General features: G+C 36.1%; 25 protein-coding genes. 16 read left to right on the top strand and 9 right to left on the bottom strand.

Annotated elements, in window-relative coordinates:
* Positions 1–44 precede the first annotated feature (44 nt).
* The 7 genes from FW778_RS10660 to FW778_RS10630 all read left to right on the top strand — a co-directional run bounded on the left by FW778_RS10660 (position 45) and on the right by FW778_RS10630 (position 7,012).
* Complete coding sequence (locus tag FW778_RS10660; RefSeq protein WP_150414692.1) at positions 45–1,223, top strand: THUMP domain-containing class I SAM-dependent RNA methyltransferase; 1,179 nt, start codon at positions 45–47, stop codon at positions 1,221–1,223.
* 147 nt (positions 1,224–1,370) lie between these two features.
* Positions 1,371–1,967, top strand: a complete 597-nt coding sequence (locus FW778_RS10655; protein WP_150414691.1) for an OmpH family outer membrane protein — start codon at positions 1,371–1,373, stop codon at positions 1,965–1,967.
* A gap of 65 nt (positions 1,968–2,032) precedes the next feature.
* Complete coding sequence (locus tag FW778_RS10650; protein ID WP_150414690.1) at positions 2,033–3,481, top strand: APC family permease; 1,449 nt, start codon at positions 2,033–2,035, stop codon at positions 3,479–3,481.
* Positions 3,481–4,482: a bifunctional heptose 7-phosphate kinase/heptose 1-phosphate adenyltransferase gene (locus FW778_RS10645; RefSeq protein WP_150414689.1), complete on the top strand. Its 1,002-nt coding sequence runs from the start codon at positions 3,481–3,483 to the stop codon at positions 4,480–4,482. The genes FW778_RS10650 and FW778_RS10645 overlap by 1 nt, the downstream gene beginning before the upstream one ends.
* 74 nt (positions 4,483–4,556) lie before the next feature.
* The gene (locus FW778_RS10640; protein WP_150414688.1) at positions 4,557–5,507 is read left to right on the top strand and encodes an isoaspartyl peptidase/L-asparaginase family protein; all 951 of its coding nucleotides are present in this window, start codon (positions 4,557–4,559) and stop codon (positions 5,505–5,507) included.
* A 15-nt stretch (positions 5,508–5,522) separates the two neighbouring features.
* Positions 5,523–6,203 (top strand): 2-C-methyl-D-erythritol 4-phosphate cytidylyltransferase, encoded by a 681-nt coding sequence (locus FW778_RS10635; protein ID WP_150414687.1) that lies wholly within the window; start codon positions 5,523–5,525, stop codon positions 6,201–6,203.
* Positions 6,204–6,454: 251 nt separating this feature from the next.
* Entirely contained in the window at positions 6,455–7,012 is a 558-nt protein-coding gene (locus FW778_RS10630) for an FkbM family methyltransferase (protein ID WP_202552182.1), read from the top strand.
* A 178-nt stretch (positions 7,013–7,190) separates the two neighbouring features.
* On the opposite strand, the gene FW778_RS10625 is transcribed toward FW778_RS10630, so the two are convergent.
* From FW778_RS10625 to rpsT, 6 genes are all read right to left on the bottom strand, one after another.
* Complete coding sequence (locus FW778_RS10625; protein ID WP_150414685.1) at positions 7,191–7,631, bottom strand: RNA recognition motif domain-containing protein; 441 nt, start codon at positions 7,629–7,631, stop codon at positions 7,191–7,193.
* Positions 7,632–7,927: 296 nt separating this feature from the next.
* Positions 7,928–8,374: a 50S ribosomal protein L9 gene (gene rplI / locus FW778_RS10620; protein ID WP_150414684.1), complete on the bottom strand. Its 447-nt coding sequence runs from the start codon at positions 8,372–8,374 to the stop codon at positions 7,928–7,930.
* Positions 8,375–8,384: 10 nt separating this feature from the next.
* Positions 8,385–8,651, bottom strand: a complete 267-nt coding sequence (rpsR, locus tag FW778_RS10615) for a 30S ribosomal protein S18 (protein WP_150414683.1) — start codon at positions 8,649–8,651, stop codon at positions 8,385–8,387.
* Position 8,652: 1 nt separating this feature from the next.
* Positions 8,653–9,006, bottom strand: coding sequence for a 30S ribosomal protein S6 (gene rpsF, locus FW778_RS10610; RefSeq protein WP_150414682.1), 354 nt, complete (start codon positions 9,004–9,006; stop codon positions 8,653–8,655).
* Positions 9,007–9,108: 102 nt separating this feature from the next.
* Positions 9,109–10,836: a M14 family metallopeptidase gene (locus FW778_RS10605; protein ID WP_150414681.1), complete on the bottom strand. Its 1,728-nt coding sequence runs from the start codon at positions 10,834–10,836 to the stop codon at positions 9,109–9,111.
* 77 nt (positions 10,837–10,913) lie between these two features.
* A complete protein-coding gene (gene rpsT / locus FW778_RS10600) occupies positions 10,914–11,171 on the bottom strand; it encodes a 30S ribosomal protein S20 (protein WP_150414680.1) in 258 nt (85 codons plus the stop codon).
* A gap of 284 nt (positions 11,172–11,455) precedes the next feature.
* On the opposite strand from rpsT, the gene FW778_RS10595 reads away from it, so the two are divergent.
* The 3 genes from FW778_RS10595 to FW778_RS10585 all read left to right on the top strand — a co-directional run bounded on the left by FW778_RS10595 (position 11,456) and on the right by FW778_RS10585 (position 16,792).
* A complete protein-coding gene (locus FW778_RS10595; RefSeq protein WP_150414679.1) occupies positions 11,456–14,203 on the top strand; it encodes a 2-oxoglutarate dehydrogenase E1 component in 2,748 nt (915 codons plus the stop codon).
* 61 nt (positions 14,204–14,264) lie between these two features.
* On the top strand, positions 14,265–15,533 hold the full coding sequence (gene odhB, locus FW778_RS10590) for a 2-oxoglutarate dehydrogenase complex dihydrolipoyllysine-residue succinyltransferase (protein ID WP_150414678.1): 1,269 nt from the start codon (positions 14,265–14,267) through the stop codon (positions 15,531–15,533).
* Positions 15,534–15,562: 29 nt separating this feature from the next.
* On the top strand, positions 15,563–16,792 hold the full coding sequence (locus tag FW778_RS10585) for an RsmB/NOP family class I SAM-dependent RNA methyltransferase (protein WP_150414677.1): 1,230 nt from the start codon (positions 15,563–15,565) through the stop codon (positions 16,790–16,792).
* On the opposite strand, the gene FW778_RS10580 is transcribed toward FW778_RS10585, so the two are convergent.
* From FW778_RS10580 to mnmA, 3 genes are all read right to left on the bottom strand, one after another.
* On the bottom strand, positions 16,773–18,455 hold the full coding sequence (locus tag FW778_RS10580) for a S8 family serine peptidase (protein WP_202552181.1): 1,683 nt from the start codon (positions 18,453–18,455) through the stop codon (positions 16,773–16,775). The genes FW778_RS10585 and FW778_RS10580 overlap by 20 nt on opposite strands.
* A 66-nt stretch (positions 18,456–18,521) precedes the next feature.
* Complete coding sequence (locus FW778_RS10575; protein WP_150414675.1) at positions 18,522–19,262, bottom strand: hypothetical protein; 741 nt, start codon at positions 19,260–19,262, stop codon at positions 18,522–18,524.
* Positions 19,263–19,343: 81 nt separating this feature from the next.
* Entirely contained in the window at positions 19,344–20,441 is a 1,098-nt protein-coding gene (gene mnmA, locus FW778_RS10570) for a tRNA 2-thiouridine(34) synthase MnmA (protein ID WP_150414674.1), read from the bottom strand.
* 251 nt (positions 20,442–20,692) lie between these two features.
* Here mnmA and FW778_RS10565 point away from each other — a divergent pair, with 251 nt between their 5' ends.
* From FW778_RS10565 to FW778_RS10540, 6 genes are all read left to right on the top strand, one after another.
* Positions 20,693–21,505, top strand: a complete 813-nt coding sequence (locus FW778_RS10565; RefSeq protein WP_150414673.1) for a thymidylate synthase — start codon at positions 20,693–20,695, stop codon at positions 21,503–21,505.
* 14 nt (positions 21,506–21,519) lie between these two features.
* Positions 21,520–22,044 (top strand): dihydrofolate reductase, encoded by a 525-nt coding sequence (locus tag FW778_RS10560; RefSeq protein WP_150414672.1) that lies wholly within the window; start codon positions 21,520–21,522, stop codon positions 22,042–22,044.
* A 12-nt stretch (positions 22,045–22,056) separates the two neighbouring features.
* Positions 22,057–22,854: an O-methyltransferase gene (locus tag FW778_RS10555; protein ID WP_150414671.1), complete on the top strand. Its 798-nt coding sequence runs from the start codon at positions 22,057–22,059 to the stop codon at positions 22,852–22,854.
* A gap of 32 nt (positions 22,855–22,886) precedes the next feature.
* Positions 22,887–24,011, top strand: coding sequence for a Re/Si-specific NAD(P)(+) transhydrogenase subunit alpha (locus FW778_RS10550; protein WP_150414670.1), 1,125 nt, complete (start codon positions 22,887–22,889; stop codon positions 24,009–24,011).
* 65 nt (positions 24,012–24,076) lie between these two features.
* Positions 24,077–24,385 (top strand): NAD(P) transhydrogenase subunit alpha, encoded by a 309-nt coding sequence (locus FW778_RS10545; protein WP_150414669.1) that lies wholly within the window; start codon positions 24,077–24,079, stop codon positions 24,383–24,385.
* Positions 24,386–24,471: 86 nt separating this feature from the next.
* Positions 24,472–25,899, top strand: coding sequence for an NAD(P)(+) transhydrogenase (Re/Si-specific) subunit beta (locus tag FW778_RS10540; RefSeq protein ID WP_150414668.1), 1,428 nt, complete (start codon positions 24,472–24,474; stop codon positions 25,897–25,899).

Genomic DNA, 25,899 nt, shown 5'->3' with positions numbered 1-25,899 from the left:
TAAAGCAATTGTGGCATTTTTGCTATTCAATATACTTACCTTTTATGCAATTGTTTAACAAAGCTTCACGTATAGTTATTACGTGCAACAAGCGCCTGGCACCTTTTCTTCAAAAAGAGATTGAAGAATTGGGCTTTAAGATATTAACCACTTTTTCAACTGGAGTAGAAATACCAGGTACTTTAAATGATTGTATTAAACTGAATTTGAATTTGCGGTGCGCAAGCCAGGTTTTGTATTCAATACAATCCTTCTCATGCAACGGGCCCGCCGAGTTATATGATTCAACAACTAAGATTGACTGGGAAAATATTTTTTCAAAAGATGGCTATTTTTCTGTTACCAGCACTGTCGATCATCCTACAATAAATAATTCTTTATTCGCCAATGTGAAAGTGAAAGACGCTATTGTAGATCGTTTCCGTGAAAAAATAAACATAAGACCCAATTCAGGGCCAGACTTAAATAATACGGTAATTCACTTATACTGGAAAAATGATATTGCAGAAATTTTTATTGATACATCGGGCGAGACATTAGCAAAACACGGATATAGAAAAATTCCCGGTAAAGCACCAATGCTTGAAGCATTGGTTGCCGCTACTTTGCTTGCAACTAAATGGGACCGCCGTTCTGCATTTATCAACCCGATGTGTGGCTCATCAACCATAGCTATAGAAGCTGCATTACTTGCTACCAACAGGCGTCCTGGCCTAATTCGTAATAACTATGGATTCAAACATATCCTGGGATTTGATGAAAAGGTTTTTGAAAATGAAAAAAGAAAATTGATAGACCAGATTATTGATTTGCCTGAATTAAAGATTATAGCTTCAGATATAAGCCCTGACGCTATAAATATTTCTAAAATAAATGCAGGCGCTGCCGGCGTTGAAAATTTAATTGAATTTGAAGTATGTGATTTTAAAGAAACCAAAATTCCCGAAAATGAAGCCGGAGTAATTTATTTTAATCCTGAATATGGCGAAAGATTAGGTGATGAAACTGAACTGACTCATACCTATGCAGAAATCGGTGATTTTATGAAAAAAAAATGTAAAGGATATACGGGTTACATCTTTACAGGAAATCTTGAACTTGCAAAAAAAATAGGCTTAAAAGCAAAACGCAGAATCGAATTTTATACAAGTAAAATTGATTGCCGTTTACTCGAATATGATCTGTATCCAGGCACTAAACGAATTGATGCAACTGTAAGTTAGATTGAATATGTCAGCGCCTTATTATTGTTGGCAAAGCCTTTCCCATAAAGGTTTTGAAAAGACCCTGTTAAGTCTTTCCTAAATCAATTATGTTTGTTCTTATAAAACCTTTCGTTTTTTCTATCTTGCCATTCTTAAATTGTTTTCATGAAAAATATTTTACTAATTATTAATATTGTTTTGATTTGTCTTGTTGGGTATTTGTATTATCTCCATTTTAATGTATCTAAAAAAGGGCAGACACTTTTTACTAAAAATAATACGGGCGCTAAACCAGCGGAAGGTTCTAAAGTAGCTTATATAGATCTCGATTCATTGCAAAATAATTACACTTATTATAAAAAGATTAAGGCCGATTTTGAACGTAAGCAGTCTGCAGCAAATGATGAAATAGTTGGGATGCAAAAAAAATATCAAACACGGGCGATGCAATTGCAGCAAAAAGGTGCAACGATGAACCAGCAGGAACAGGAAGCTGCTATGCAGGAAATTAATAAAATGCAACAGGATCTCCAATCAAGAAAGCAGGAAATTGATAACGATCTTTATAATTATAATTCTAAAATGAAAGAAGATATTTTAACCCGCATTCAAAATTTTTTAAAAGATTATAATAAGGATGGAAGATATTCTTACATTTTCTCTTACGAGCCTGGTTTTATGTTTTATAAAGACTCAACTTTAAATATCACCCCTGATGTAATTGCCGGCCTAAACAGCTTATACTCTGAAAATAAAAAATGACAAGACCGAGGCAATCTGAAATAAATATTTATCTTCAATCCTGTTTATAAAAAACAGGATTTTTTATGAGTGAACATGCAACTTCTTTTAAGCCCAGTCTCCGCCTGTTCGATGCTACTATGATTGTTGCAGGATCAATGATTGGTTCAGGTATTTTTATTGTAACTGCGGATATCACTCGTAACGTTGGAAGCGCGGGATGGCTGATAATTGTATGGCTGCTTACCGGTTTCATGACGCTTACTGCAGCCTTGAGTTATGGCGAATTAAGTGCTATGTTCCCCCGTGCCGGCGGCCAATATGTTTATCTCAAAGAAGCTTACAATCCGCTTACTGGTTTTGTTTATGGCTGGAGTTTTTTTGCAGTAATTCAAACAGGAACAATTGCAGCAGTTGGTGTTGCGTTTTCAAAATTTGCAGCATATTTATATCATCCGCTGAGCGAAACAAATTATTTATTAAAAATAAGTACTGGCTTAAGCGAAGCTGGCGTACCTGGTTATTTTACAATAAGTGTTGCCCAGATTGTGTCAATTATTTTAATAGCTTTCCTGACATGGACAAATACAAAAGGTGTAAAAGGCGGAAAATGGATCCAGAATATTTTTACTTCAACAAAAATTATTTCGTTGTTTGGATTGATCATCGCCGGAATAATATTTTTTAAACCTGAGGTTTGGAATGCTAACTGGACTGATGCCTTCAGTATGAAAAAACTATCTGGTACAGGAAGTGTTGAAGGTGTTATTGGCGCAAGTATTTTAGGTGCCATCGCTGCAAGTATGGTTGGTTCTATTTTCAGCAGCGATGCGTGGAATAATGTAACGTTTATTGCAGGCGAAATTCAAAATCCAAAACGGAATATTGGGCTTAGCCTTTTTCTGGGAACTTTTATTGTTACACTTATTTATGTATGTGCAAACCTTATGTATGTTGCTGTGTTACCGTTGCACGATCTTGCATTTGCGCCACAGGATAGGGTAGCGGTTGCAGCTGCCAATTCAATGTTTGGGAATGCAGGAACTTATGTAATTGCTATAATGATTATGATCTCTACTTTTGGATGTAACAATGGATTAATTCTTGCTGGTGCCAGGGTTTATTATAGTATGGGAAAAGATGGATTGTTTTTTAAAAAAGCAGCAACATTAAATAAGCATGCAGTTCCCGGCTGGGCACTTTGGGCTCAATTCGTGGTGGCTTCACTGTTGTGCCTTAGCGGAAAGTATGGAGACCTGCTCGATATGATTTCATTTGTAGTGGTAATATTTTATGTGCTAACTATTTTTGGAATTTTTATTTTAAGAAAGAAAAGGCCTGGCGCTGAAAGGCCTTATAAAGCATTTGGTTATCCCGTTTTACCCGCTCTATATATTTTAATGGGTACAGCTTTTTGTATATTATTAATTATTTATAAACCCAATTTTACGTGGCCGGGATTAATAATTGCCTTGCTTGGTATTCCTATTTATTATGTTGTGTCTTCAAGAAAGAATAATTCAAATATTGAATAATGGCTATTGATTTTGATAAATTGTTTAGTGATATTTCAAAAATGAAAGTTGCTGTTATAGGCGATGTTATGTTGGATACATACTGGTGGGGAAATGTTGAAAGAATTTCGCCTGAAGCACCTGTTCCTGTAGTTGCAGTTAATAAAAGAGAAAAAAGAATTGGGGGTGCTGGAAATGTTGCTTTGAATGTTCAGGCATTAGGTACAAATGTGGCAATACTTACTATTTTAGGGGATGATGAAGATGGCGCTCAGCTAAAGTGTTTATTACAGGATAATAATATTGATACACGTTTCATTCTTGAAAGTAAAAAAAGAATTACTACCAACAAGATTCGCATTATAAGCCGTAACCAGCAAATGATGCGGCTAGACGCGGAACACACCGAAGATATAGATGAAACAGATGAAACTAAATTGCAGAACCAAATAGAAAAATATATTCTTTCAGAAAAGCCTGATGTTGTAATTCTTGAAGATTATAATAAAGGGATCCTTACAAAAAATATTATCGAAAATACAATTGAGCTTTGCAATAAAAATAATATCCCTATAACGGTTGATCCTAAACGAAAAAATTTCTTTTCTTATAAAAATGCAACGTTGTTCAAGCCTAATTTACATGAAGTATTTACCAGCCTTAATTTAATTCCGGGTGAAGTTTCTATTGATCTCCTTTCCGATATTCATAGCAAACTGAAGGAAAATCTGGATCATTCTATTTCAATGATCACTTTATCTGAGAAGGGAATTTTTTACCAGGAGAAAAACGATAAAAATATTATTCCATCTCACCGAAGGAACATCGCGGATGTGAGCGGAGCAGGTGATACCGTAATTGCCGTAGCTTCTTTAATTTATGCTTCTACCAAAAATATCCAACTCGCAACGGAAGTCGCAAATATTGCTGGTGGGATTGTTTGTGAAGAAGTGGGTACTGCAGCCATTAATAAAGAAAAGCTTCTCAGGGAATGTAAAGAACTCATTGCAGATTTAAGTTAAATATTGTATCTCCTTCTTTTATCATTTTATTTTCAATGACTGAAACTATCTAATTTTACAGTATAATATTTTTAATGACAAAATTTTCTATTGCTATACATGGGGGTGCCGGTACCATCATAAAAGAAGAAATGACGCCTGAACTGGAAGCTGAATATAGGAATGCCCTGAAAGAATCGCTTGATGCAGGTTTTGCTGTTTTGGAAAATGGAGGTTCGGCAATAAATGCAGTAAAGGCAGCCGTTGTTATGATGGAGGACAGCGTGCTATTTAATGCAGGCAGAGGTTCGGTATTCACAAAGAAAGGGTTGAACGAAATGGATGCAGCAATTATGGACGGAAGAACACTTGATGCAGGCGCTGTTGCAGGCGTTAGAAATATTCGCAATCCTGTGGAACTTGCGGAAGAAGTTATGTTACATAGCGGTCATGTTTTTTTAAGTGGTAAGGGGGCTAATGATTTTGCTATAAAGCAGGGAATAAAACTGGAGCCCGACGAATATTTTTATTCAGAATATCGCTACAATCAATGGAAAGAAATAAGAGATAGCGATTTATACCAGCTCGATCATAAGATTGATAAGCCGGCTAAGTTAATGAAAGATAAAAAATTCGGTACAGTGGGCGCTGTGGCATGCGATAGTGCTGGAAATATTGCTGCAGCTACTTCTACAGGGGGTATGACCAATAAACGTTATGGAAGAATTGGGGATAGCCCGATGATAGGAGCGGGCACTTATGCGAATAATAAAACCTGCGCAATTTCGTGTACGGGTCATGGTGAGATCTTTATAAAAGCTGTTGCAGCTTATGATGTAAGTTGCCTTATGGAATATAAAAACATGACCCTTCAGCAAGCTTGCGAAGAAGTAGTTTTAAAAAAATTGGTTGCCTTAAAGGGAGATGGAGGATTAATTGGAGTGGATGCAAAAGGCAATGCTGCTATGGTTTTTAATAGTGCAGGCATGTATCGTGGATTTAAAAATAGCGATGGCGAGAACTCTATTGCTATTTATGCAAATTGACTTATAAAAATGGAAATGAAAAGAATTGCTTTAATAGTTGCCGGTGGAAAAGGAAGCAGGATGAATAATGATATTCCAAAACAATTCCTTTTATTAAAAGATAAGCCTGTTTTATACTATACTTTAAAGGCATTTACCGATGCTTATAACGATATCGAAATCATTCTTGTGCTACCTGAAGAGCATATCGGTAAAGGCCAGGAAATTATTGACGGATATTTCGACCACTCACGAATAAGGATAACCGCAGGTGGAAGAACGAGGTTTCATTCGGTACAAAACGGACTTGCTTTGATAAATGAAGAGAGTATCATTTTTGTACACGATGGTGTTCGCTGCCTGGTTTCAGCCACTCTCATAAGGAAGTGTTATGAAGCCGCTGTTGAAAACGGGACAGCTGTTCCTGCTATAGATTGCAATGACAGTATAAGGCTTTTAACAACAAACGGGAATAAGATTTTGGATAGAAATAAGGTAAAGATTATACAAACGCCACAAACATTTCACAGCAAAATTTTGATGCCGGCTTATAAAATTGATTATAAAGATAAGTTTACCGATGAGGCTTCAGTGGTTGATGCCTATGGCCTTACAATAAATTTAATAGAAGGAGAAAAGTATAATATTAAAATTACAACGCCTGCAGATTTATTTTTTGCTGAATATCTCTTAGAATCCAAATCTATAGATGTATGACGCGCATAAAAGAAGCTGCCCACAAATTAATCTTCTGCTACACTAGTACAACAAATTTTTCTTCTTTTATTAAGATTATTTGGTTCACTAAATTATACAGATATAGAACTAAGTCAATTAAGTACATCAAGGATCAAAGTAAATTTTTTTCTATTTCTTTAACGGCTTTTCCGGGCAAGAAAATTTTTTTAAGAATCTATGCCGGGGATATAGATATTTTCTATGAAATATTTTACAAAAAAATTTATGAATTGCCCCATAGCGAGGATAAACAAGTGATAATTGATGCTGGAGCGAATGTAGGCCTTGCTACCTTATATTTTTTGTCGAGGATGCCTAATGCAATAATATATTGTATAGAACCCGATCCAGATAATTTTACTTTCTTGCAAAAAAATTTGCAGGCTTATATTTCAAGTGGTAAAGTAATACCGGTAATGGCTGGGTTGTATGGCGAAGATCGCTTAATGAGCCTGAAGGGAAGCCATTTAAAATACAATTCAGTTATCACTGATATAAATGAAAGCAATTCGGCTAAGGTTAAGTGTTATAGCATTTCAGCGTTGTTAAAAATTTTTAATATTGATAAATCTGATCTTTTTAAGATGGATATTGAGGGTGCTGAAGAAAACATTTTTAGAAGCGACGTCTCCTGGTTAACGGTTGTGAGTTCTGTACTTATTGAATTTCATTCAAAAAGAATTGAAGAAATATGTTGGGAAAAGTTGAGAGCTCAAAAATTTGATCACATCTTCAACAGTGTCAGGAAAAACACAAGTGTTTTTTATTTCAAAAAACATGCGTCGTAGATTGCAACTTTCAAAACTTTACTCGCTTTAAATGCGGGAGTGATTTCTTTAACGCTAAAGACTTCTTACACCCTTTAAAAAAATGCACTAATTGATTAATTATTCCACATGGATTACTATTAATAAAAAATCCTTTTCAAAATTGAAAAGGATTTTAAAAAAACGTTATGATGATTTATCAATAATCTTTATTGTAACCGCCACCGCCGCCGCTTCTGTTACCGCCGCCGTAGCCACCGCCACCGCTTTTCTTGTAACCACCGCCACCGCCACTTCCGTAGCCGCCGCCGCTGCTTCTTCCGCCGCCATAACCACCGCTACTTCTTCCGCCGCCGCCATATCCGCCGCCGCCACTTTTCTTGTAGCCGCCGCCTTCCGGACGAGGTTGAGATTCGTTAACGATTAACTTACGACCTTGTACTTCGCTTTCGTTTAAAGTAGCAATAGCAGTTTTCGCTGCTTCATCGTCTTCCATTTCAACGAAACCGAAGCCTTTGCTGCGTCCCGTATTTTTTTCTTTGAGAATTTTAGCACTTGAAACTGTACCGTACTGGCTGAATAAGTTGCTCAAATCATCATCAGTCATTGACCAACTGAGATTACCTACATAGATGTTCATTGTAAAAACTTTTTTTTAATAAAATTAAATGTTCAATTAATGAATTAGCAGCTACAATGAACTGAAGAAACCTGCTTAAAGAGAAACATCAGCCAAAAGAAAAACAAACTAAACCCATTAACGGACGTTAAAGATAATCATTTCTTTGTAATTATATAAACAAATAAATTTGTTTATATTTTTTTTGGATAAAAAGTTGCTCTTTTGACCCGCTAGCTATTTCTTGATTTGCTAAAAGCTGTAAAAAAAGAAACCCTGCTGTGAAGCAGGGTTTCAGAATATATCTTTCAAAAATATTATTCAGCAATAACCTCGAAATCAACTTCAACTTCCTGGCCTTTGCCGAAATCAATTTTGGCCTTATAATTTCCCAATTCTTTTACATCATCAATTATATGAATGCGACGGCGGTCAATTTCGTAACCTTTTTGTTCGCGGATAGCTCGTGCAATCTGAACTGAGGTAACACTGCCAAAAATTTTACCACTTGTTCCTGTTTTTGCTCCAATTTTTAATGGAGATTCATGTAAAACACTTACAACACTGTTAAACTCTGCAAGTAGTTTTTCTTCTTTTTTTGCCAACTGTTTTTTTCTTTCTTCCAATTGTTTCAAATTAGAAGGATTGGCTTCAACCGCCATCTTTGATGGTATCAAAAAGTTACGCCCGTAGCCACTTTTTACATTTACGAGTTCATGTGCTCCGCCTAAATTGTTTACATCCTGTATTAATATTACCTGCATAATTACCTCCTTATTTTAAAAGATCAGTTACATACGGCAATATTGCCATTTGGCGTGCTTTCTTTACTGCATCACTCACTTTGCGTTGATATTTAAGAGAATTCCCAGTAATACGACGTGGAAGTAACTTGCCCTGTTCATTGAGGAATTTTTTTAAAAAATCTGCATCCTTATAATCGATATAACGGATCCCGAGTTTTTTAAAACGACAGTATTTCTTGGGCCGCTTTTCAGCTTTAATAGCCGTGAGATATTTTATTTCATTTGCTTTAGCCATTTTATACCTCCGCTTTTTCAGTTCTGGATGATACGCCACTTCTCTTTTTTGCATTGTACTCGACGGCGTATTTATCGAGTGCAGTAAACATGTGACGTAGTACTGATTCGTCACGAAGAAGCTGTATGTTTAGCTTCTCATTGAAGTCGGATGGCGCTTCATATTCCAAAACCCAGTATAAACCTGTGGTTTTTTTCTGAATAGGATACGCCAGTGATTTTAATCCCCAGGCATTTTCGTGCACAGCCTTTCCTCCATTCTCAGTAAGGAACGAAGTAAATTTTTTCTGGGCAGATTTATATTCTTCCTCAGAAAGCACAGGGGTAAAAATCACCATCAATTCGTAATTCTGCATTTCCCTTGTTTTTTGCCGTTTTACAACAGCAGGTGAATAAATAATTTTAATTTGGGCTGCAAAATTAGGTTTTTTTTCATTGTAAAAAAAAGAAAAACAAACTTATAATGCCTTCTCGATGCGATATACAGGGTACCGCAAATAGGCAGGTTCGTAGTAGGGAGAATTTTTGTAGATGTAGTTAAGCTGTAAACTTGCATTGTTGGCAAATGGACTATCTGATATTTTTTTTTGTTGAAACTTGCGATTGAGAACTGGATTGGATTTTAATATTTGCGCTGCGATTGAGTCCCACCTATAATCGCTGTATCCTTCTTTCTCCTGCAGTATTGCATCAAAAAAATTCCAGGCAAAAAAACCGTCATTCCCGGTTGGTTCAAGGGTTTCTATAAGATAACGATTGGCCGCCTGGGTTAAACTGATTATGTAATCTCCTTTTAAAAATTTTATTTTTTCATCTGTTTTGGAAACAGAAACATTATAATTCTTGTGATGCTTTTCATAAGCTTTGGGGAAAGATTTATAATAAACAATATGGTAAGCGGAAACTTTTATTATCGTGTCTTTTTTTAGTGTTTCCATTTGTACATGATTTAGTTTTAGTAAATCAATTACATTCCACCATCCCTGGGGTATGATGTAAGCTAATGGCTTCTCAATAAAATTTTCGCCAATGTAAACGTCATAAAATTTTACCTGTTTGGTAAATGGCTTATTGTGATCATAATATAAAACAGGCAAACCTGTTGCATCGCTTTTTTTGTACCCGGCTTTATAACCCTTGAAAGTGATATTAGAATATTGCGTTGTATCTGGCTTCCAGCTTAACGCAAACCGGTTTTGATGAATTGTATTTTCAATTGCAATTTTTCTTTTTTCCAGAAGTTCTTTAGCGTTTAGGCTTGCCTGTTGTATCATAGTAAGCATGAGGTCATAAGTTGATTTGACTCTTTGTTTATATGGCTTAAGCATGTGAGTTTCGGGCATAAAACTTATTGTATTAAATAAAGCAGCATAACCTGATGAATATCTCGGACTATCGTAAAACTGCGTAAAACCTTTGGATGGATCGCTGTTTTCTACATTTACATAAGGAACCAAATCCCATCCTTTATCGTGCATACCGGTAAATAATTTTGGTTCGAATGTTTTCTTTAGCCAATCGCCCAATTCTTGCCCCAGCTTATCATATTGGGTAGCTATTAAAGTCATTACATGTTGATAGTCTGCTCCGTCACTTACATGATTATCTATTAAAATATCAGGATTGAGATAATGAAAAATTTCAGCAAAAGACCGTGCGTTTTTACTATCACTTTTTATAAAATCCCTGTTAAGGTCAAGGTTTTGAGCATTACCGCGAAATCCATAAGCTTCGGGCCCATTCTGATTAGCCCGTGAAAAACTATTGCGGTTTAAAGCGCCTCCGATATTATAAATGGGAATAATTCCTAAAACAACATTCCCGGGTAAAATAATCTTGTTTTGAGCGATATCTCTTGCAAGCATCATACTCGCATCAATCCCATCAGGTTCTCCGGGATGTATTCCATTATTAATTAAGATAATGACTTTTTTTTGCTGATGCCATATTGCAGGGTTAAACTTTCCATCGTTACTAATTAATACTAAATGCAAGGGATAACCCGCATCTGTAATCCCCATTTCTCTCATTAATATTTTTCCTGATGCTTTGTCTAAACTTTTATAGTAGTGTATGGCCTGGAAATAAGTAGCAGTTTCTCTTCCATTACTTTTTTCAAATGGTGTTTGCTGAGCGTTTATGTTAATAGTTACAAAGAGAAAGATGCCGCAAAAAAAAGATTTCATAAGACATTATTACTTTATAAAATAAAAAAGTCCGCCAAATTTATTGACAGACTTCTTATATAAAATTTTTATAAAAATTACTTTTCCATTGACAGAACGCCACGGGTAAGCTTACTTTTTAAATTAGCAGCTTTATTTTTATGAATGATTCCACGTTTAGCTAATTTATCTATCATTGAAGAAACCTGCGGAATTTTTTCTGAAGCAGCAGCCTTGGTATCAATAGCTTTTAAATCGCGGATTGCGTTACGGGTTGTCTTTCCATGATAACGATTACGCTCATTACGCTTGCGGCTCTGACGAACATCTTTCTTTGTTGCTGAATGGTTTGCCATTAAATAAATTTTTTGGGCTGCAAAGATAGTATTTCTCATGAAAAAAAGTATCTTTTAAATTAATTTGATTTTTTCTTTCAATAATTTTTTCAAAATAAATAATAACTTTCTAAGAATGTAGTTTACTTACCATCGATTTAATAACGGCATAATAATATTGTTAATAATGAATTGCATCAAAAAATATAGGTAAAACTCACGATATTTGCCGACAGATATTTTACGTTAAAAAAATATTTCGTCTTTGATATCCTAATAAAATTTGTAAATATTTTCCATTAAAAATGAAAGACTTCTCTTTTATAACCAGTTCGCATCCTGCATACATTGAAAATTTATATAAAGATTTTGTAAAAAATCCTGATAGTGTTGATACGGACCTTCGAAAATTTTTTGAAGGCTTCGATTTCGCCATTTCAAACACGAATGGGAAAGTGAATGGAACACAGGTTGTCGCGCCGATCCCGGTTGAATCTGTTCAACTTGATAAAGAATTTGCGGTTTACCAACTTATTCTTGCATATAGAATGAAAGGTCATTTAATTGCAAAAACCAATCCCATCAGGGAAAGAAAGGACAGGCATGCTCATCTTGACTTGAAATATTTTGGTCTGGATGAAAGAGAACTTGACACTGAATTTTATGCAGGAAAATTTGTGGGGCTGGGTAAAACATCTTTAAAAAAGATAATTGAACATCTTAAAACGTGCTATACGGCTTCGTTGGGTACAGAGATTACTTCATTAAACGATTCTAAAAAAATTGATTGGCTCATTGATGCAGTAGAAAATAAAATGCAGCAGCCTGTTCCTATTGAACAAAAAAGGAAAATCCTTCAAAAACTCAATGAAGGTGTAATGTTTGAGAAATTTTTACATACCAAATATGTAGGACAAAAAAGATTTTCATTGGAAGGTGGTGAAAGTACAATTCCTGCGTTGGATGCAATTATAAGTGTTGCGTCAGAGAATAATGTGCAGGAAGTTGTGATTGGAATGGCGCACCGCGGAAGATTAAATGTTCTGGCAAATATTTTAGGTAAAACATACGAACAAATATTTACCGAATTTGAAGGTAATTCGATACCCGACACAACGATGGGAAGTGGTGATGTGAAATACCACATGGGGTATAGTAGTGAAATTGAAACTGCAACAGGAAAAAAAGTTCATTTAAAACTTGCGCCTAATCCTTCACATCTTGAAGCGGTAGATCCTGTGGTTATTGGATTTGCCAGGAGTAAAGCGGATGTAATTTATAATAGTAATTACGATGAGATATTGCCGGTACTTATTCATGGCGATTCATCCCTGGCCGGCCAGGGTATTGTATATGAAGTGCTCCAGATGAGTGGATTGCAGGGATATTCTACGGGTGGAACTTTGCATTTTGTGATTAACAATCAAATAGGCTTTACTACCGATTTTGACGATGCCCGCACTTCCGATTATTGCACTTCCATAGCAGCAATGATTCAGGCTCCGGTATTTCATGTAAACGGAGACGATGTAGAAGCCGTGGTAAAAGCTTCGCAGTTAGCAATGTTGTACAGGCAGGAATTTAACAGCGATATTTTTATTGATATGGTTTGTTATCGCCGTCATGGACATAATGAAGGTGATGATCCAAAGTTTACGCAGCCAGGTTTGTATGCTTTAATAGAAAAGCAACCTAATCCAAGGGAAGTGTATGTAAAATGGCTGATGATGCATGGCGATGACGCTACGGCGGAACTTGCAAAGGAAATGGAAAAAAAATATTGGAGCGACCTACAGGAACGCCTAGACGAAATTAAGCAAAATCCATTACCATATCATTACCAGACACCTGAATTGTGGTGGCAGAATTTGCGAAAAGCAACTCCTGAAGATTTCGATGCATCACCCATCACGGCTATTTCAAAATCGGAGGTTGAAAAATTGTTTAAGGCTATTATGAAGTGGCCTGAAGGTTTTAAACCTTTGCGTAAAGTTGAAAAAATTCTCCAGGACAAAGTGAAACTTTATGAAGTTGAAGGAAAGCTCGATTGGGCCACTGGTGAATTAATTTCTTATGCAAGCATTTTGCAGGAAGGGAGAGATGTTCGTATGAGCGGGCAGGATGTAAAAAGAGGCACTTTCAGTCACCGGCATGCCACTTTAAGAGATGAAAATACAGATGAAAATTATAATCGCTTAAGTAATGTTGCCGATAAACAGGGCCATTTCAGAATATACAATTCGCTTTTGAGTGAATATGCTGTGTTGGGTTTTGAGTATGGTTATTCAATGGCTAATCCAAATTCATTGGTAATTTGGGAAGCACAATTTGGAGATTTTGCAAACGGCGCTCAAACAATTATAGACCAGTTTATTTCATGTTCAGAACAAAAATGGAGGAGGATGAATGGAGTTGTTTTATTGCTGCCCCATGGTTATGAAGGACAAGGCCCCGAACATAGTAGTGCCAGAATGGAACGGTTTTTACAAATGTGTGCTGAGTTAAATATGGTTGTTACCAATATAACAACAGCAGCTAATCTATTCCATTGTTTTCGGAGGCAGATTACATGGCCATTCCGGAAACCATTGGTTAATTTTTCTCCGAAGGCTAACTTAAGACATCCTAAAAGTTATAGTGCTATTGAAGAATTTACATCAGGTGGTTTTAAAGAAACTTTGGACGATGCTTCAGTAACTGATGCAAACTCGATTACAAAAGTTTTGTTTTGCAGTGGTAAAATTTATTTCGATCTTTTAGAGAAAAAAGAAAAAGATAACAGGAAAGATGTTGCGATAATAAGACTGGAACAATTGTATCCTTTGCCTGTAAAGCAAATTGAAAAATTATATCAAAAATATAGTAAAGCAATTTGGTATTGGACGCAGGAAGAACCCTTAAACATGGGAGCTGCATCATTTCTTCGCATGAATCTCACTTCTATAAATTATGGTGTCGTAAGCAGGCCGTCAAGTGCTGCAACAGCTTCTGGCTTTTCGAAGGTTCACGCAAAGGAACAGGAAGGCATTCTTGAAACTGCGTTCTCTTTATGATTGAAACTACCTTTGAGTATTTCTCATTTTAGCTTAGGTTTGTAATTCTTAATAATAATACATGTCGATAGAAATTAAAGTGCCTTCGGTAGGCGAAAGCATCAATGAAGTGACACTTACCAAATGGATAAAAAATGATGGTGATTGGGTTGATAGAGATGATATAATTGCTGAACTTGAGAGTGAAAAAGCAACCTTTGAAATCAACGCAGAAAAGGCAGGGATTTTACACACAATTGCTAAAGAAAATGATACGCTAAAAATAGGTGACGTTGTTTCTACCATTGATGATACAGCAGAAAAACCTGCGACAGCAAAAAAAGATTTAACCGCGGAAAAAAAAGATATAAAAGAAGAAGAAGAGCCCAAATCAACATCGAAAGATGTTGCTGATAAAAAAGAAATAAAAGCAACAGAAGAGGAAAGTGCTCTTGTTCTTAATAAAGATGTAAAAGCAACGCCAGTTGCGGCCGCAATTTTAGCAGATAGAAAGGTAGATGCAAAAAAAGTAACTCCTACCGGCTTCAACGGAAAAATTACCAAGCACGATGTTTTGGATGCACTCGCCAATCCTGGCCGGGCGGTTGGTAAGGAACTTTTTAGCCGCGAAGAAAAAGTTGAAAAAATGAGTAACCTGCGCAGAACAATTAGCCGCAGGCTTGTGGAGGCGAAAAATACAACGGCCATGCTCACCACTTTTAATGAAGTGGACATGAGTGCTATAATGGACTTAAGAACAAAGTATAAAGAGGTTTTCAAAAAACACCACGAAGTAAATCTTGGCTTCATGAGCTTTTTTACAAAGGCGTGTTGCTTTGCGTTGCAGGAATGGCCGGCTGTAAATGCGGGCATAGATGGCGATAGTATCGTGTACCATGATTACTGCGATATTTCTATTGCAGTGTCTTCACCCAAAGGATTGGTCGTGCCTGTTATAAGAAATGCTGAAAGCCTTAGCATGGCTGAAATTGAAAAAGAAGTCATTCAGTTAGCGACGAAAGCCAAAGAAAGTAAACTTACAATAGAAGAGATGACCGGCGGAACATTTACCATAACCAATGGCGGAATTTTTGGTTCATTAATGAGCACACCAATTATAAATATTCCACAGAGCGCCATATTAGGAATGCATAATATTGTAGAGCGACCAGTAGCAATAAAAGGCCAGGTTGTTATACGGCCAATGATGTACCTGGCTGTGAGTTACGATCATCGTATTATTGATGGGCGTGAATCAGTAAGTTTCCTGGTTCGTGTAAAGGAAATGCTTGAAAACCCTGCCCAGCTTCTGTTTGGGAAAGATCCCGTAAAAGCATTGCTTGAGCTTTGATTTTGTCTTATCTAAAATAAATAAGACTAATGCAAATAACTGGAAAAGAATTTCCCTCAACAAATAGTAATCATTTCCATAGGTATTTGCAATATTCCGTTTCTATTCTCTCATCATACAAAGGACAAGAACCATTTCATCTTTTTCTAAAAAAATATTTTTCGGCAAATAGAAAGCATGGTTCGAAAGACAGAAAATTAATAACTGCTTTGTGCTATAACTATTTTCGTTTAGGCTTTGGAGTTAGTACTCCATCGAGCCAGGATGAAAATTTTTTATTAGCTGTTTTTCTATGTGAAAAGAGCTCTTCTTTATTCCTTGATTTTTTTAAACCTGAATTGAATGCTTCCATATCATTGCCATTAATTGACAAGCTTAAAATAGTTAACAAAGAATTTAACGAAGAAAAAATTTTTCCTTTTTCTGATGAATTAAGCAACGAAATAAACTTTCGTCAATTCAATCTTTCGTTTTTAATTCAACCCAAATTATTTATAAGGATAAGGCCCGGATTCAGAGAGATTGTAATTAATAAAATCAAGCATCCAGGTTTTTCATTTGAACAATTAAATGAGAATTGTATTGCCTTTTCGAACAATGAAAAAGTGAGTAATACAATTGAAATTGATAAAGAAGCTGTAGTGCAGGATTATAATTCGCAGATAACGTTAGACTTTCTAAAACCCATAATAGAAAATGAAAAAGTAGCAATTTCAATTTGGGATTGCTGTGCCGGAAGCGGCGGTAAATCAATTCTTGCTTTTGATCTTTTTAGGAATATAAACATAACAGTCAGCGATAAACGAAAAAGTATTCTCGAAAATTTAAAAGTTCGCTTTGAGGAGGCTGGTATAAAAAATTATAATCCTGCTCCCGCAGATTTGGAAAAATCTTTCCATGAAATTGATCAAAGCTTTGATATTATAATTGCAGATGTTCCCTGCTCGGGTTCAGGAACATGGGCAAGAACTCCTGAACAGTTACATTTTTTTAAAAAGGATGAAATAAAAAAATATGCTCTGCTTCAAAGAAAAATTGTTGAAAATGCACTGCCTCATCTAAAAAACAACGGACACTTATTATACGTTACCTGCTCTGTTTTTAAAAAAGAAAATGAAGAAAATGTTATCTTGTTCCAGGAAAAATATAAATTGAATTTACTTAAATTGGAATATTTAAAGGGATACGAAATGCAGGCTGATACTATGTTTGTTGCCTTATTCATAAAAGTTGAGTGTTCTATTGCGCTAGAAGCTTAATACTTTCTTTGCTTTGCCCATCATTAAACTTCAGCATATAAATGCCACGCTGCAAAGGTTGCAGATTATTAAATTGTATAAGTTGATCTTGCTCTGCCTGCAGCGATATTTGCCTTGTAAAATACAATCTTCCGAAAGCATCATACAATCTAAAAATTCCATTCGCAGCATGGGGCGGTTTAATTGCTACATTGAAATTATCCTTAAATGGATTTGGATAAACTTTAATCCAACTGCTACCTAAAATTGTATTAATATTTTTCAATGCACGCTGCTGGCTTAAATCATCATAAGCAATGCGAAAATTTGGAATGCCATATCCTATGCGGTCGTCCGGGGCATTATAAATACTGCTGCTCTTTTCTACGGCCTGTATAATTTCCATGTTAGTAAATTCAGGAAAGGCTTGCCAAAGGCAGGTAATAAGGCCCGCCAGATTTGGCGCTGCAAATGAGGTTCCATTACCGGTAACTATTGGCCCTGTTGTGGATGATACTGCAGTGCCCACTCCAACCGATGCAACAGCAGGTTTTACCTGTCCATCACTCGAAGGTCCATAACTGCTAAAACTTCCAATAACCCCTGAACTATTTACAGCGCCAACTGCAACAACACTGTCCGCATCAGCAGGAGTTGTTATAAAATGCCAGGCATGGTTCCCTTCATTACCTGCCGCTACAACTACTATCATTCCTTTTTTTGCAGCAAAATCGGCAGCCCTTGCAGCAATAGTTGAATTGCCGTTCATATCAGCATAAGTATGATTGAAAACAGGGTTATCAAATTGGTTATAACCCAATGAAGTGGATATAACATCGATCCCAATACTATCTGCACGCTCTGCTGCGGCCGCCCAATTCTGTTCTTCAACAGGAGATTCAGTAGAAACATCTTCAGTGCGGTATAAATAATAATTTGCTTTGGGGCTGCTTCCTACTAACTGGCCTGGAATATTGCCTGCCATAATTGAAAAACACATCATACCATGAAAATGATCTTCGTCTACGCTTACCTCGTTAGCAACATAATCGTATGTTTCTTTAACCTGGTTATTGTTTCTTACATTATCAAATGCCGGCAGGCTCAGGTAATGGTAAAAACCTGCATCAAGAATAGCTACAGACATTCCTTCACCATGAAATCCTTTATCATGCAGGTATTCGCCTTCATGAATATGAATTTGAGGATATGAATTTCCATAATTATAAAAATCCTGGACGTTGCTTGTGCCCTGTGATGAGGTAATTGAATTTGTTTCCTCATTGAACTTATCATTCCTTGTATTTTGAATACCCACAGGCTGCATTACAGGTTGTGAAGCTATAACAAAAGGTAAGCTATTGATTTTTACCAACGCCAAAGAATCGGTAGTTTGTATACAAACCTGGTTGAGCCACTTCGATTTATTCAGTATGGTAACGGCACCGGATAAACGAACACTATCAATATATCGCGGGGTAATCGGCAAATCCGTTTCATCTATAGTAATATTTTGCTTCGTTCGTCTTGCAATTGCTTTGGCAGATAGATAAGCAGATGGATTGTCTATTGTAAAAGGTGTGCCAGCCTTGTCTTTAAACCTTATTACATATTTTGTAAACTGGGCAGAAGCATAGATGGAAAAAAAACCTAAGAGAAAAAATAAAAGATATATTCTTTTCATAAGGGGAAAATGATATAAAATCATTAAATGCGAATTGTGAGAGCGAACTTTATAGCTATCCTAAATTTAATTATGATCTAATATGCTAAGCTTTATACCGTAGCCTACAAAATAGCCCGGAACACCTGTTTCGCCGCCCTGGTATTCCCAATGTAAAAATTCACGATAAATTAAACCGATTCCTTTTCCATATTTTTCCAGTGCATAAGTTTTTTCTGCGTATTGAGTTCCGGGAATGGAAGGATCCTGTCCCAAAAATTCATCCCTTTCGGTCACCTTTATAGTGCTATCAATATTAAGAGAATTTATGGTAAGCGGAACATCAATGCTATCGTAAATGTAATCCCAATCATCTAAATATTTTAGATCAGAATTGATAGAATAAGTGTCGATATAAGAATTGCCTTTCCAGGAAAAATCCTGTTTAATGGGAATTTCTAATTTTAAAAACCGAAGATTATTTTCAACGTATTCCAGGGAATTAAAACTTGGAATCGCCAGGAAAGTATTATTTGGAATCCAATCTTTAGAAGAATCTTTTCTTATGTATCTTATAATGCGATATGCGGGCCTTGCAAGGTTATCTGTTATTTGCGCATCAACTCTGTCTTGTACCTGGTAACTAATGATTGTATCTTTTTGGCCGAAATTTATAAATAAAGTTGAATCAAGGTTATAAGTAATATATTTTCCTACCTGAAGTGGAAAATAATCATTCACAGATTCAGAACTGAAGCTATCTTTTTCTTTTTTGCACGATATAAAAAAAAGAGAAATAAAAAACAGGCCAATAAAATATTTGGTCATATGGTATGATTAAAATATCACTTTTAAATTATACAAAAAAGAGTATTAAAAATATAAAAAGGCTGCCCTAAGAACTATTATTTACCTTCTTTGAATAATTCCTCCACCAATAACATCATCACCTTCGTAGAATACCGCACTTTGTCCCGGAGCAATGCCCTTTACATCATCATAGAAACGAACATTTACACCTTTTTCGTATAAAAAAAGATTGGACAGTGCGCCTTTATCTTTGTACCTGATTTTTGTAATAGCTTCCATGCCATCTGTTATGCCATCATATTTTATCCAATTAATCCCTGAAACCTGCATATCATTTTTCCTTAGATCATCTTCATCACCTAAAACTATTGTATTCGTTTCCGGAATAATTGCAGTTACGAATGCTGGTTTTCCCAATGCAATATCAAGCCCTTTGCGCTGTCCTACTGTATAAAAAGGATAACCTTTGTGTGGGCCTAAAATTTTACCGGACTGGTCAACAAAGAACCCGCCGGATACTTTTTCTTCCAGTTCGGGAAGTTTTCTTTTTAAAAAACCGCGGTAATCATTATCGGGCACAAAACAAATTTCATAACTCTCATTTTTTTTGGCGAGTTCAGGGTAGCCAAAATCATGGGCCATTTGCCTTATCTCGGTTTTGCGGTAAGTTCCTAAAGGTAAAAGTGTACGGCTTAGTAAGTCCTGCTGCAATCCCCAAAGAACATAGCTCTGGTCTTTGGTTTCATCAACACCTTTTCTTATAAAAAACCTGTCGTTGCTGTGTTTGTGAATTTGTGCATAATGCCCGGTGGCAATATAATCGCAACCCAACGCATTCGCTCTCTTGAGCAAAGCCCGCCATTTTATATGCGTATTGCACATAACGCAAGGATTAGGCGTGCGGCCGGCAATGTATTCTTCAACAAAATTATCAATAACAAAATCACCAAATTCTTCGCGGATGTCTAAAATAAAATGCGGAAAGCCATGTTGCACTGCGGCAGCACGGGCATCATTAAAACTGTCGAGGTTGCAACAGCCGGTTTCCTTGCTACTATTGCCACTACTGGTCGCATAATCCCAGGTTTTCATAGTAATCCCCACAACTTCATATCCTTCATGATGAAGCATAAGCGCAGCGACCGTACTGTCAATACCGCCACTCATTGCCATTAAAACTTTACCTTTTTTACTCATGTTTTTAGTGTGACCTGCAAAGATAAGACAGTTTAAGGTTTTGATGGGCTTGATTGAAAGAGTGCAGAAATTTGGGGCTCTCGTCATTAGTTCTTTATTCAGCAGCAGATCGGGCTATTCGCTTGTAGCCTTCGCTTCGCTATGGGCTACCGCTTCTACCCCGCAGCCATTCAGCAATAAATTCTTTAATGAACAAAATGGCAAACCTCACAGGTTTTCAAAACCTGTGAGGTTTTAATTAACTTGCGCACATGGAACAATATCTTCATCTTTTACAAAAAATAATTAACGAAGGCGCTGATAAAAGTGACCGTACAGGAACGGGTACTCGAAGTTTATTTGGTTACCAAATGCGTTTCGATCTTCAAAAAGGATTTCCATTAGTAACTACAAAAAAATTGCATTTAAAAAGTATTATCTACGAATTGCTTTGGTTTTTAAAAGGCGATACTAATATTAAATACCTGAAAGAAAATGGTGTAAGAATATGGGATGAATGGGCGGATGAGAATGGAGATTTAGGCCCTGTGTATGGAAAGCAATGGCGTAGCTGGGAAGGTGCTAATGGAAAAACGATTGACCAGGTAAGCGAATTGATGCATCAGCTAAAAACTAATCCTGATAGCCGCAGAATGATTATAAGCGCATGGAATGTTGCAGACTTACCCGAAATGCATTTGATGCCTTGCCATTGTTTGTTCCAGTTTTATACAACCCCCTCTAAAGATGGAAAACGGAGGAAATTATCCTGTCAACTATATCAGCGAAGCGCAGATGTTTTTCTGGGCGTTCCTTTTAATATTGCTTCTTATGCATTACTTACGATGATGATTGCGCAGGTTTGCGATATGGAACCGGGTGAATTTGTTCATTCTTTTGGCGATGTTCATTTGTACAAAAATCATTTTGAACAGGCCGAATTGCAACTTACAAGAAAACCATTTCAATTACCCCAAATGAAAATAAATTCTGAAGTAAAGGATATTTTTAATTTTAGGTATGAAGATTTTGAATTGATAAATTATCAAAGTCACCCCGGGATTAAAGCGCCTGTAGCTGTTTAAATTTTTGTTATCAAATGAAAAATAATTCTGAGAAAGTTTTTTTGGCCCATATCGTAGCAGCATCAGAAAATAATGTTATTGGCGCCAATGGTGATATGCCATGGCATTTACCAAATGATTTTAAATATTTTAAAAATAAAACGTGGGGCATGCCTGTTATTATGGGCAGAAAAAGTTATGAGGCTTTAAAAGAATCATTACCCGGGCGCATCAATATTGTCATAACAAAAAAGACAGATTTCCATCCGAAAGATGCATTGGTGTTTAATAACATTGAAGATGCTATAACAAAAGCTAAAGAAAGTGACGCTAAGGAAATTTTTATAATCGGTGGGGGCGAAATCTTTAAACAAACCATAGATATTGTTTCAAGAATTTATTTAACGAGAGTGCATGCAACAATAGAAGGCGATACTTATTATCCGGAAATAAATAAAAATATTTGGAAGCTCGTTAGTGCTCAATCATTCCCGGCAGACGATAAAAACAATTATCCTTACACGTTTGAAGTTTGGGAAAAAAATATTGACGCATCTTAAATTATTAATAAGATGTATTCTTCATTTCAGCTCGCAAAAAAATATCTGACTTATTATATCAAAGCTCAAAATGGTAAAGGGCATGGAGTGCATTCACCTTTTGTTTTTGATTTTATCACTCATGTGTTGAACGATAAAAAAGAATATGAATGTTATAAAAAAATTGAGGCTTTGCGGCAACAGCTTCTAAACGATAATTCAATTATAGAAGTCGAAGATTTTGGCGCCGGGTCAGCAGTAATTCCTTTTAAAAAACGAAAGATAAATGCTATTGCAAAATCATCTTTAAAAAATAAAAAATTTGCAAAGCTTCTTTATAGGATTGTAAATAATTACAAGCCCGAAAGTATTGTTGAATTAGGAACGTCATTCGGAATTACTACCTGCTACATCGCCTGCGCAAACAAAGATGCTGAAATAAATACATTTGAAGGTTCAAAGCAAATTGCAAAAATCGCCAGGCAAAATTTTGAACAGACCGGTTTCAGAAATATTAATTTAACTGAAGGTGATTTTAATAAAACTTTTGTAGCTGAATTACGAGCAATAAAAAAAGTTGATTTTGCTTTCATTGATGGCAATCACCGGAGAGATGCAACACTCGATTATTTCTTAAGCTTGTTAAAAAAATCATCCAACACCTCCATTTTTATTTTTGATGACATTCATTGGAGCAGCGAAATGGAAGAAGCGTGGAGGCAAATACAGGAGCACGATTCAGTAACATTAACTATCGATCTTTTTTTTATCGGACTCGTTTTTTTTAATCCTGATTTTAAAGTAAAGCAACATTTTACAATAAGGTTTTAAATTTGTAATACCTTAGAACCTTATTTTATACTATGACGATTGGAGTTTTAAAAGAATCCTCACCCGAAACCAGAGTCTCTCTTTTGCCAGAACATGTTGCGATTTTCAAGAAATTAAATGTGAATGTTTTTGTTGAACTAAATGCAGGTGAAAACGCATTTGTGGCTGATCAAAAATATACAGAAGCCGGCGCAACAGTTGTTTCAAGAGAAGACGTGTTGAAAAATTCTGACGTATTATTATCAATAAATAATCCTGCCTCTGGTGATATTGATTTTCTTCAATCTAAAATTTTACTGGGTAATTATCAGCCTTTGTATAATTATTTTTTAATGCAAAAGTTTGCAGAAAAGAATACTACCGTTTTCAGTATAGATATGATTCCGCGTACCACGCGAGCACAAAGTATGGATGTGTTAAGCAGCCAGGCAAATATTGCAGGCTATAAAGCAGTATTGCTTGCTGCCAATATGTTTCCAAAATATTTCCCGATGTTTATGACAGCTGCAGGAAGTATTCCTCCTGCAAAGGTTTTAATACTTGGGGCGGGAGTTGCAGGGTTACAGGCCATTGCAACGGCAAGAAGATTAGGCGCGGTCGTTGAAGTGTTTGATACAAGGCCTGCTGTTAAGGAAGAAGTAATGAGTTTAGGTGCAAAATTTGTTGAAGTAGAAGGCGCTGCGGATGCAAGTAAAGCGGGTGGTTATGCGGTTGTACAATCAGAAGAATTTCTGCAAAAACAAAAGATGAGAATTGCTGAAAGTGTTGCAAAGTCTGATATTATAATTACCACTGCGCAGATCCCCGGAAAACCAGCTCCCATTTTAATTACAACAGACATGTTGGATAAAATGAAAAACGGCTCTGTGATTATTGACCTGGCAGCTGCAACGGGTGGTAATACTTCAATGACAAAAAATGAAGAAATAGTAAATTATAATGGTGTAAACATTGTTGGTAATTCAATGCTCGCTTCGTCTATGCCTTATGATGCCAGTAAATTGTATGGAAAAAATATCGCCAACTTTTTGCAATTGATTATAGATAAAGAAGGGAAACTAAATTTAAATTTTGATGATGATCTTGTAAAAGGAACTTGTATAGTGCATGACGGGAAAATAGTAAACGAGAAGGTAGCAAATTTGAAAAGCAATTAAATTTTTAATAAATAATCTCCTTCTCCTTTGGAGAAGTGTTGGGATGAGGCCTTTAATTCTTTTTTATGCAAGCAGTAATTAATTTTTTACATGAAAATATAGAAGCAGTCTATATTGTAATACTCATGATTTTTTTAGGAATTGAAATTATTGGAAGAGTGCCAAGTGTGCTGCATACGCCTTTGATGAGCGGCGCAAATGCAATTCATGGGGTTGTAATTATTGGTGCTATTATAGTTATGGGCAAAGCTGAAAGTGGAAATTATATAGCATTAATTCTTGGATTTTTAGCGGTTGTGTTAGGCACATTAAATGTTGTTGGCGGCTTTGTAGTCACCGATAGAATGCTGGAAATGTTTAAAAAGAAAAAATAGCGCGATGAATTAGTATTACGACATAAAAATATTAGTAACTAACTGTAACCAATAAACGAATTAATCAATAAACCATTCAACAATTAATGTCAGGAATTTTATCAATTTGTTATCTCGTTGCTTCTGTAACTTTCATTCTTGGATTAAAAATGTTGTCCAATCCCGCAACTGCAAGAAAGGGAAATCTTATTGCAGCCGGGGGAATGATCATCGCCATTCTCGGAACTATTTTCTTATATGAAAATGATGGAAAGAAATTGGGAAATTATCCGTGGATTTTTTCTGCAATTATTATAGGAACTATTATAGGAACGCTTGCGGCAAAGAAGGTGAAGATGACCGCAATGCCGGAACTGGTAAGCTTTTTTAATGGAATGGGTGGCGCCTGCGCTGCATTAATTTCTATTATAGAATTCGACTATTTATTCCGGGAAAACAAAATGTTTGACTCGACCTTTTTCTCTCATGTTGTTCCCGTTGGTCATTATCTCGCAATTATTGCCGGAACTATTATTGGTAGTATTTCATTTGCAGGAAGCGTTATTGCATGGGGTAAGTTGAATGGAAAAATTAAAGACTTTACTTTTAAGGGGCAACATCTTTTTAACCTGGTTGTTTTCGCTTTAGTCATCTTTTTTGCAATATATACTTATCAAAGCGACGTAAAGGTTGCTAATATTCCTTTTTTCATAACGGTTGCGCTTGCGCTTTTATATGGAGTATTTTTCGTTCTTCCGATTGGTGGTGCCGACATGCCTGTAGTTATTTCTCTATTAAATTCTTTTACAGGTGTAGCAGCTGCATGCGGCGGTTTTTTATATAATAATAAAGCCATGCTTACCGGCGGAATTTTAGTAGGCGCAGCAGGAACATTGCTCACAATATTAATGTGCCGTGCTATGAACAGGAGTCTTAAAAATGTTTTAATTGGTTCTTTTGGAGGCACTGCGAAATCTGCAGTAGGAGCAAAAGGAGCACAAGGTGGTTACAAAGAAATTTCTTTAAGCGATGCTGCAATGGTAATGGCATATTCGAAAAAAGTAATGATAGTTCCGGGCTATGGCTTAGCAGTTGCGCAGGCGCAACATGCTTGTCATGAACTCGAAAAAGTGTTGGAAGAAAAAGGAGTGGAAGTTAAATATGCTATTCATCCTGTGGCGGGCCGAATGCCGGGCCACATGAATGTTCTATTAGCAGAGGCTGATGTTAGTTATGATAAATTATTGGAAATGGAAGACGCCAATGAAGAATTTAAAACTACGGATGTGGTATTAATTTTAGGAGCAAACGACGTGGTAAATCCTGCCGCAAAAAATGATCCTTCATCGCCAATTTATGGAATGCCTATACTTGAAGTAGAACTTGCGAAAACGGTTATCGTAAATAAAAGAAGTATGAAGCCCGGTTATGCAGGTATTGAAAATGAATTATTCTTTCAGCCAAAAACGTCTATGCTTTTTGGTGATGCGAAAAAAGTGCTGCAAGATCTTTTAGCAGAGATAAAAAATGTATAA

The organism is Ginsengibacter hankyongi (assembly GCF_008710285.1).
Classification (GTDB): Bacteria; Bacteroidota; Bacteroidia; order Chitinophagales; family Chitinophagaceae; genus Ginsengibacter; species Ginsengibacter hankyongi.
The sequence above is the reverse complement of the archived record's forward strand: the minus strand, read 5'-3'. Positions and strand labels throughout refer to the sequence as shown.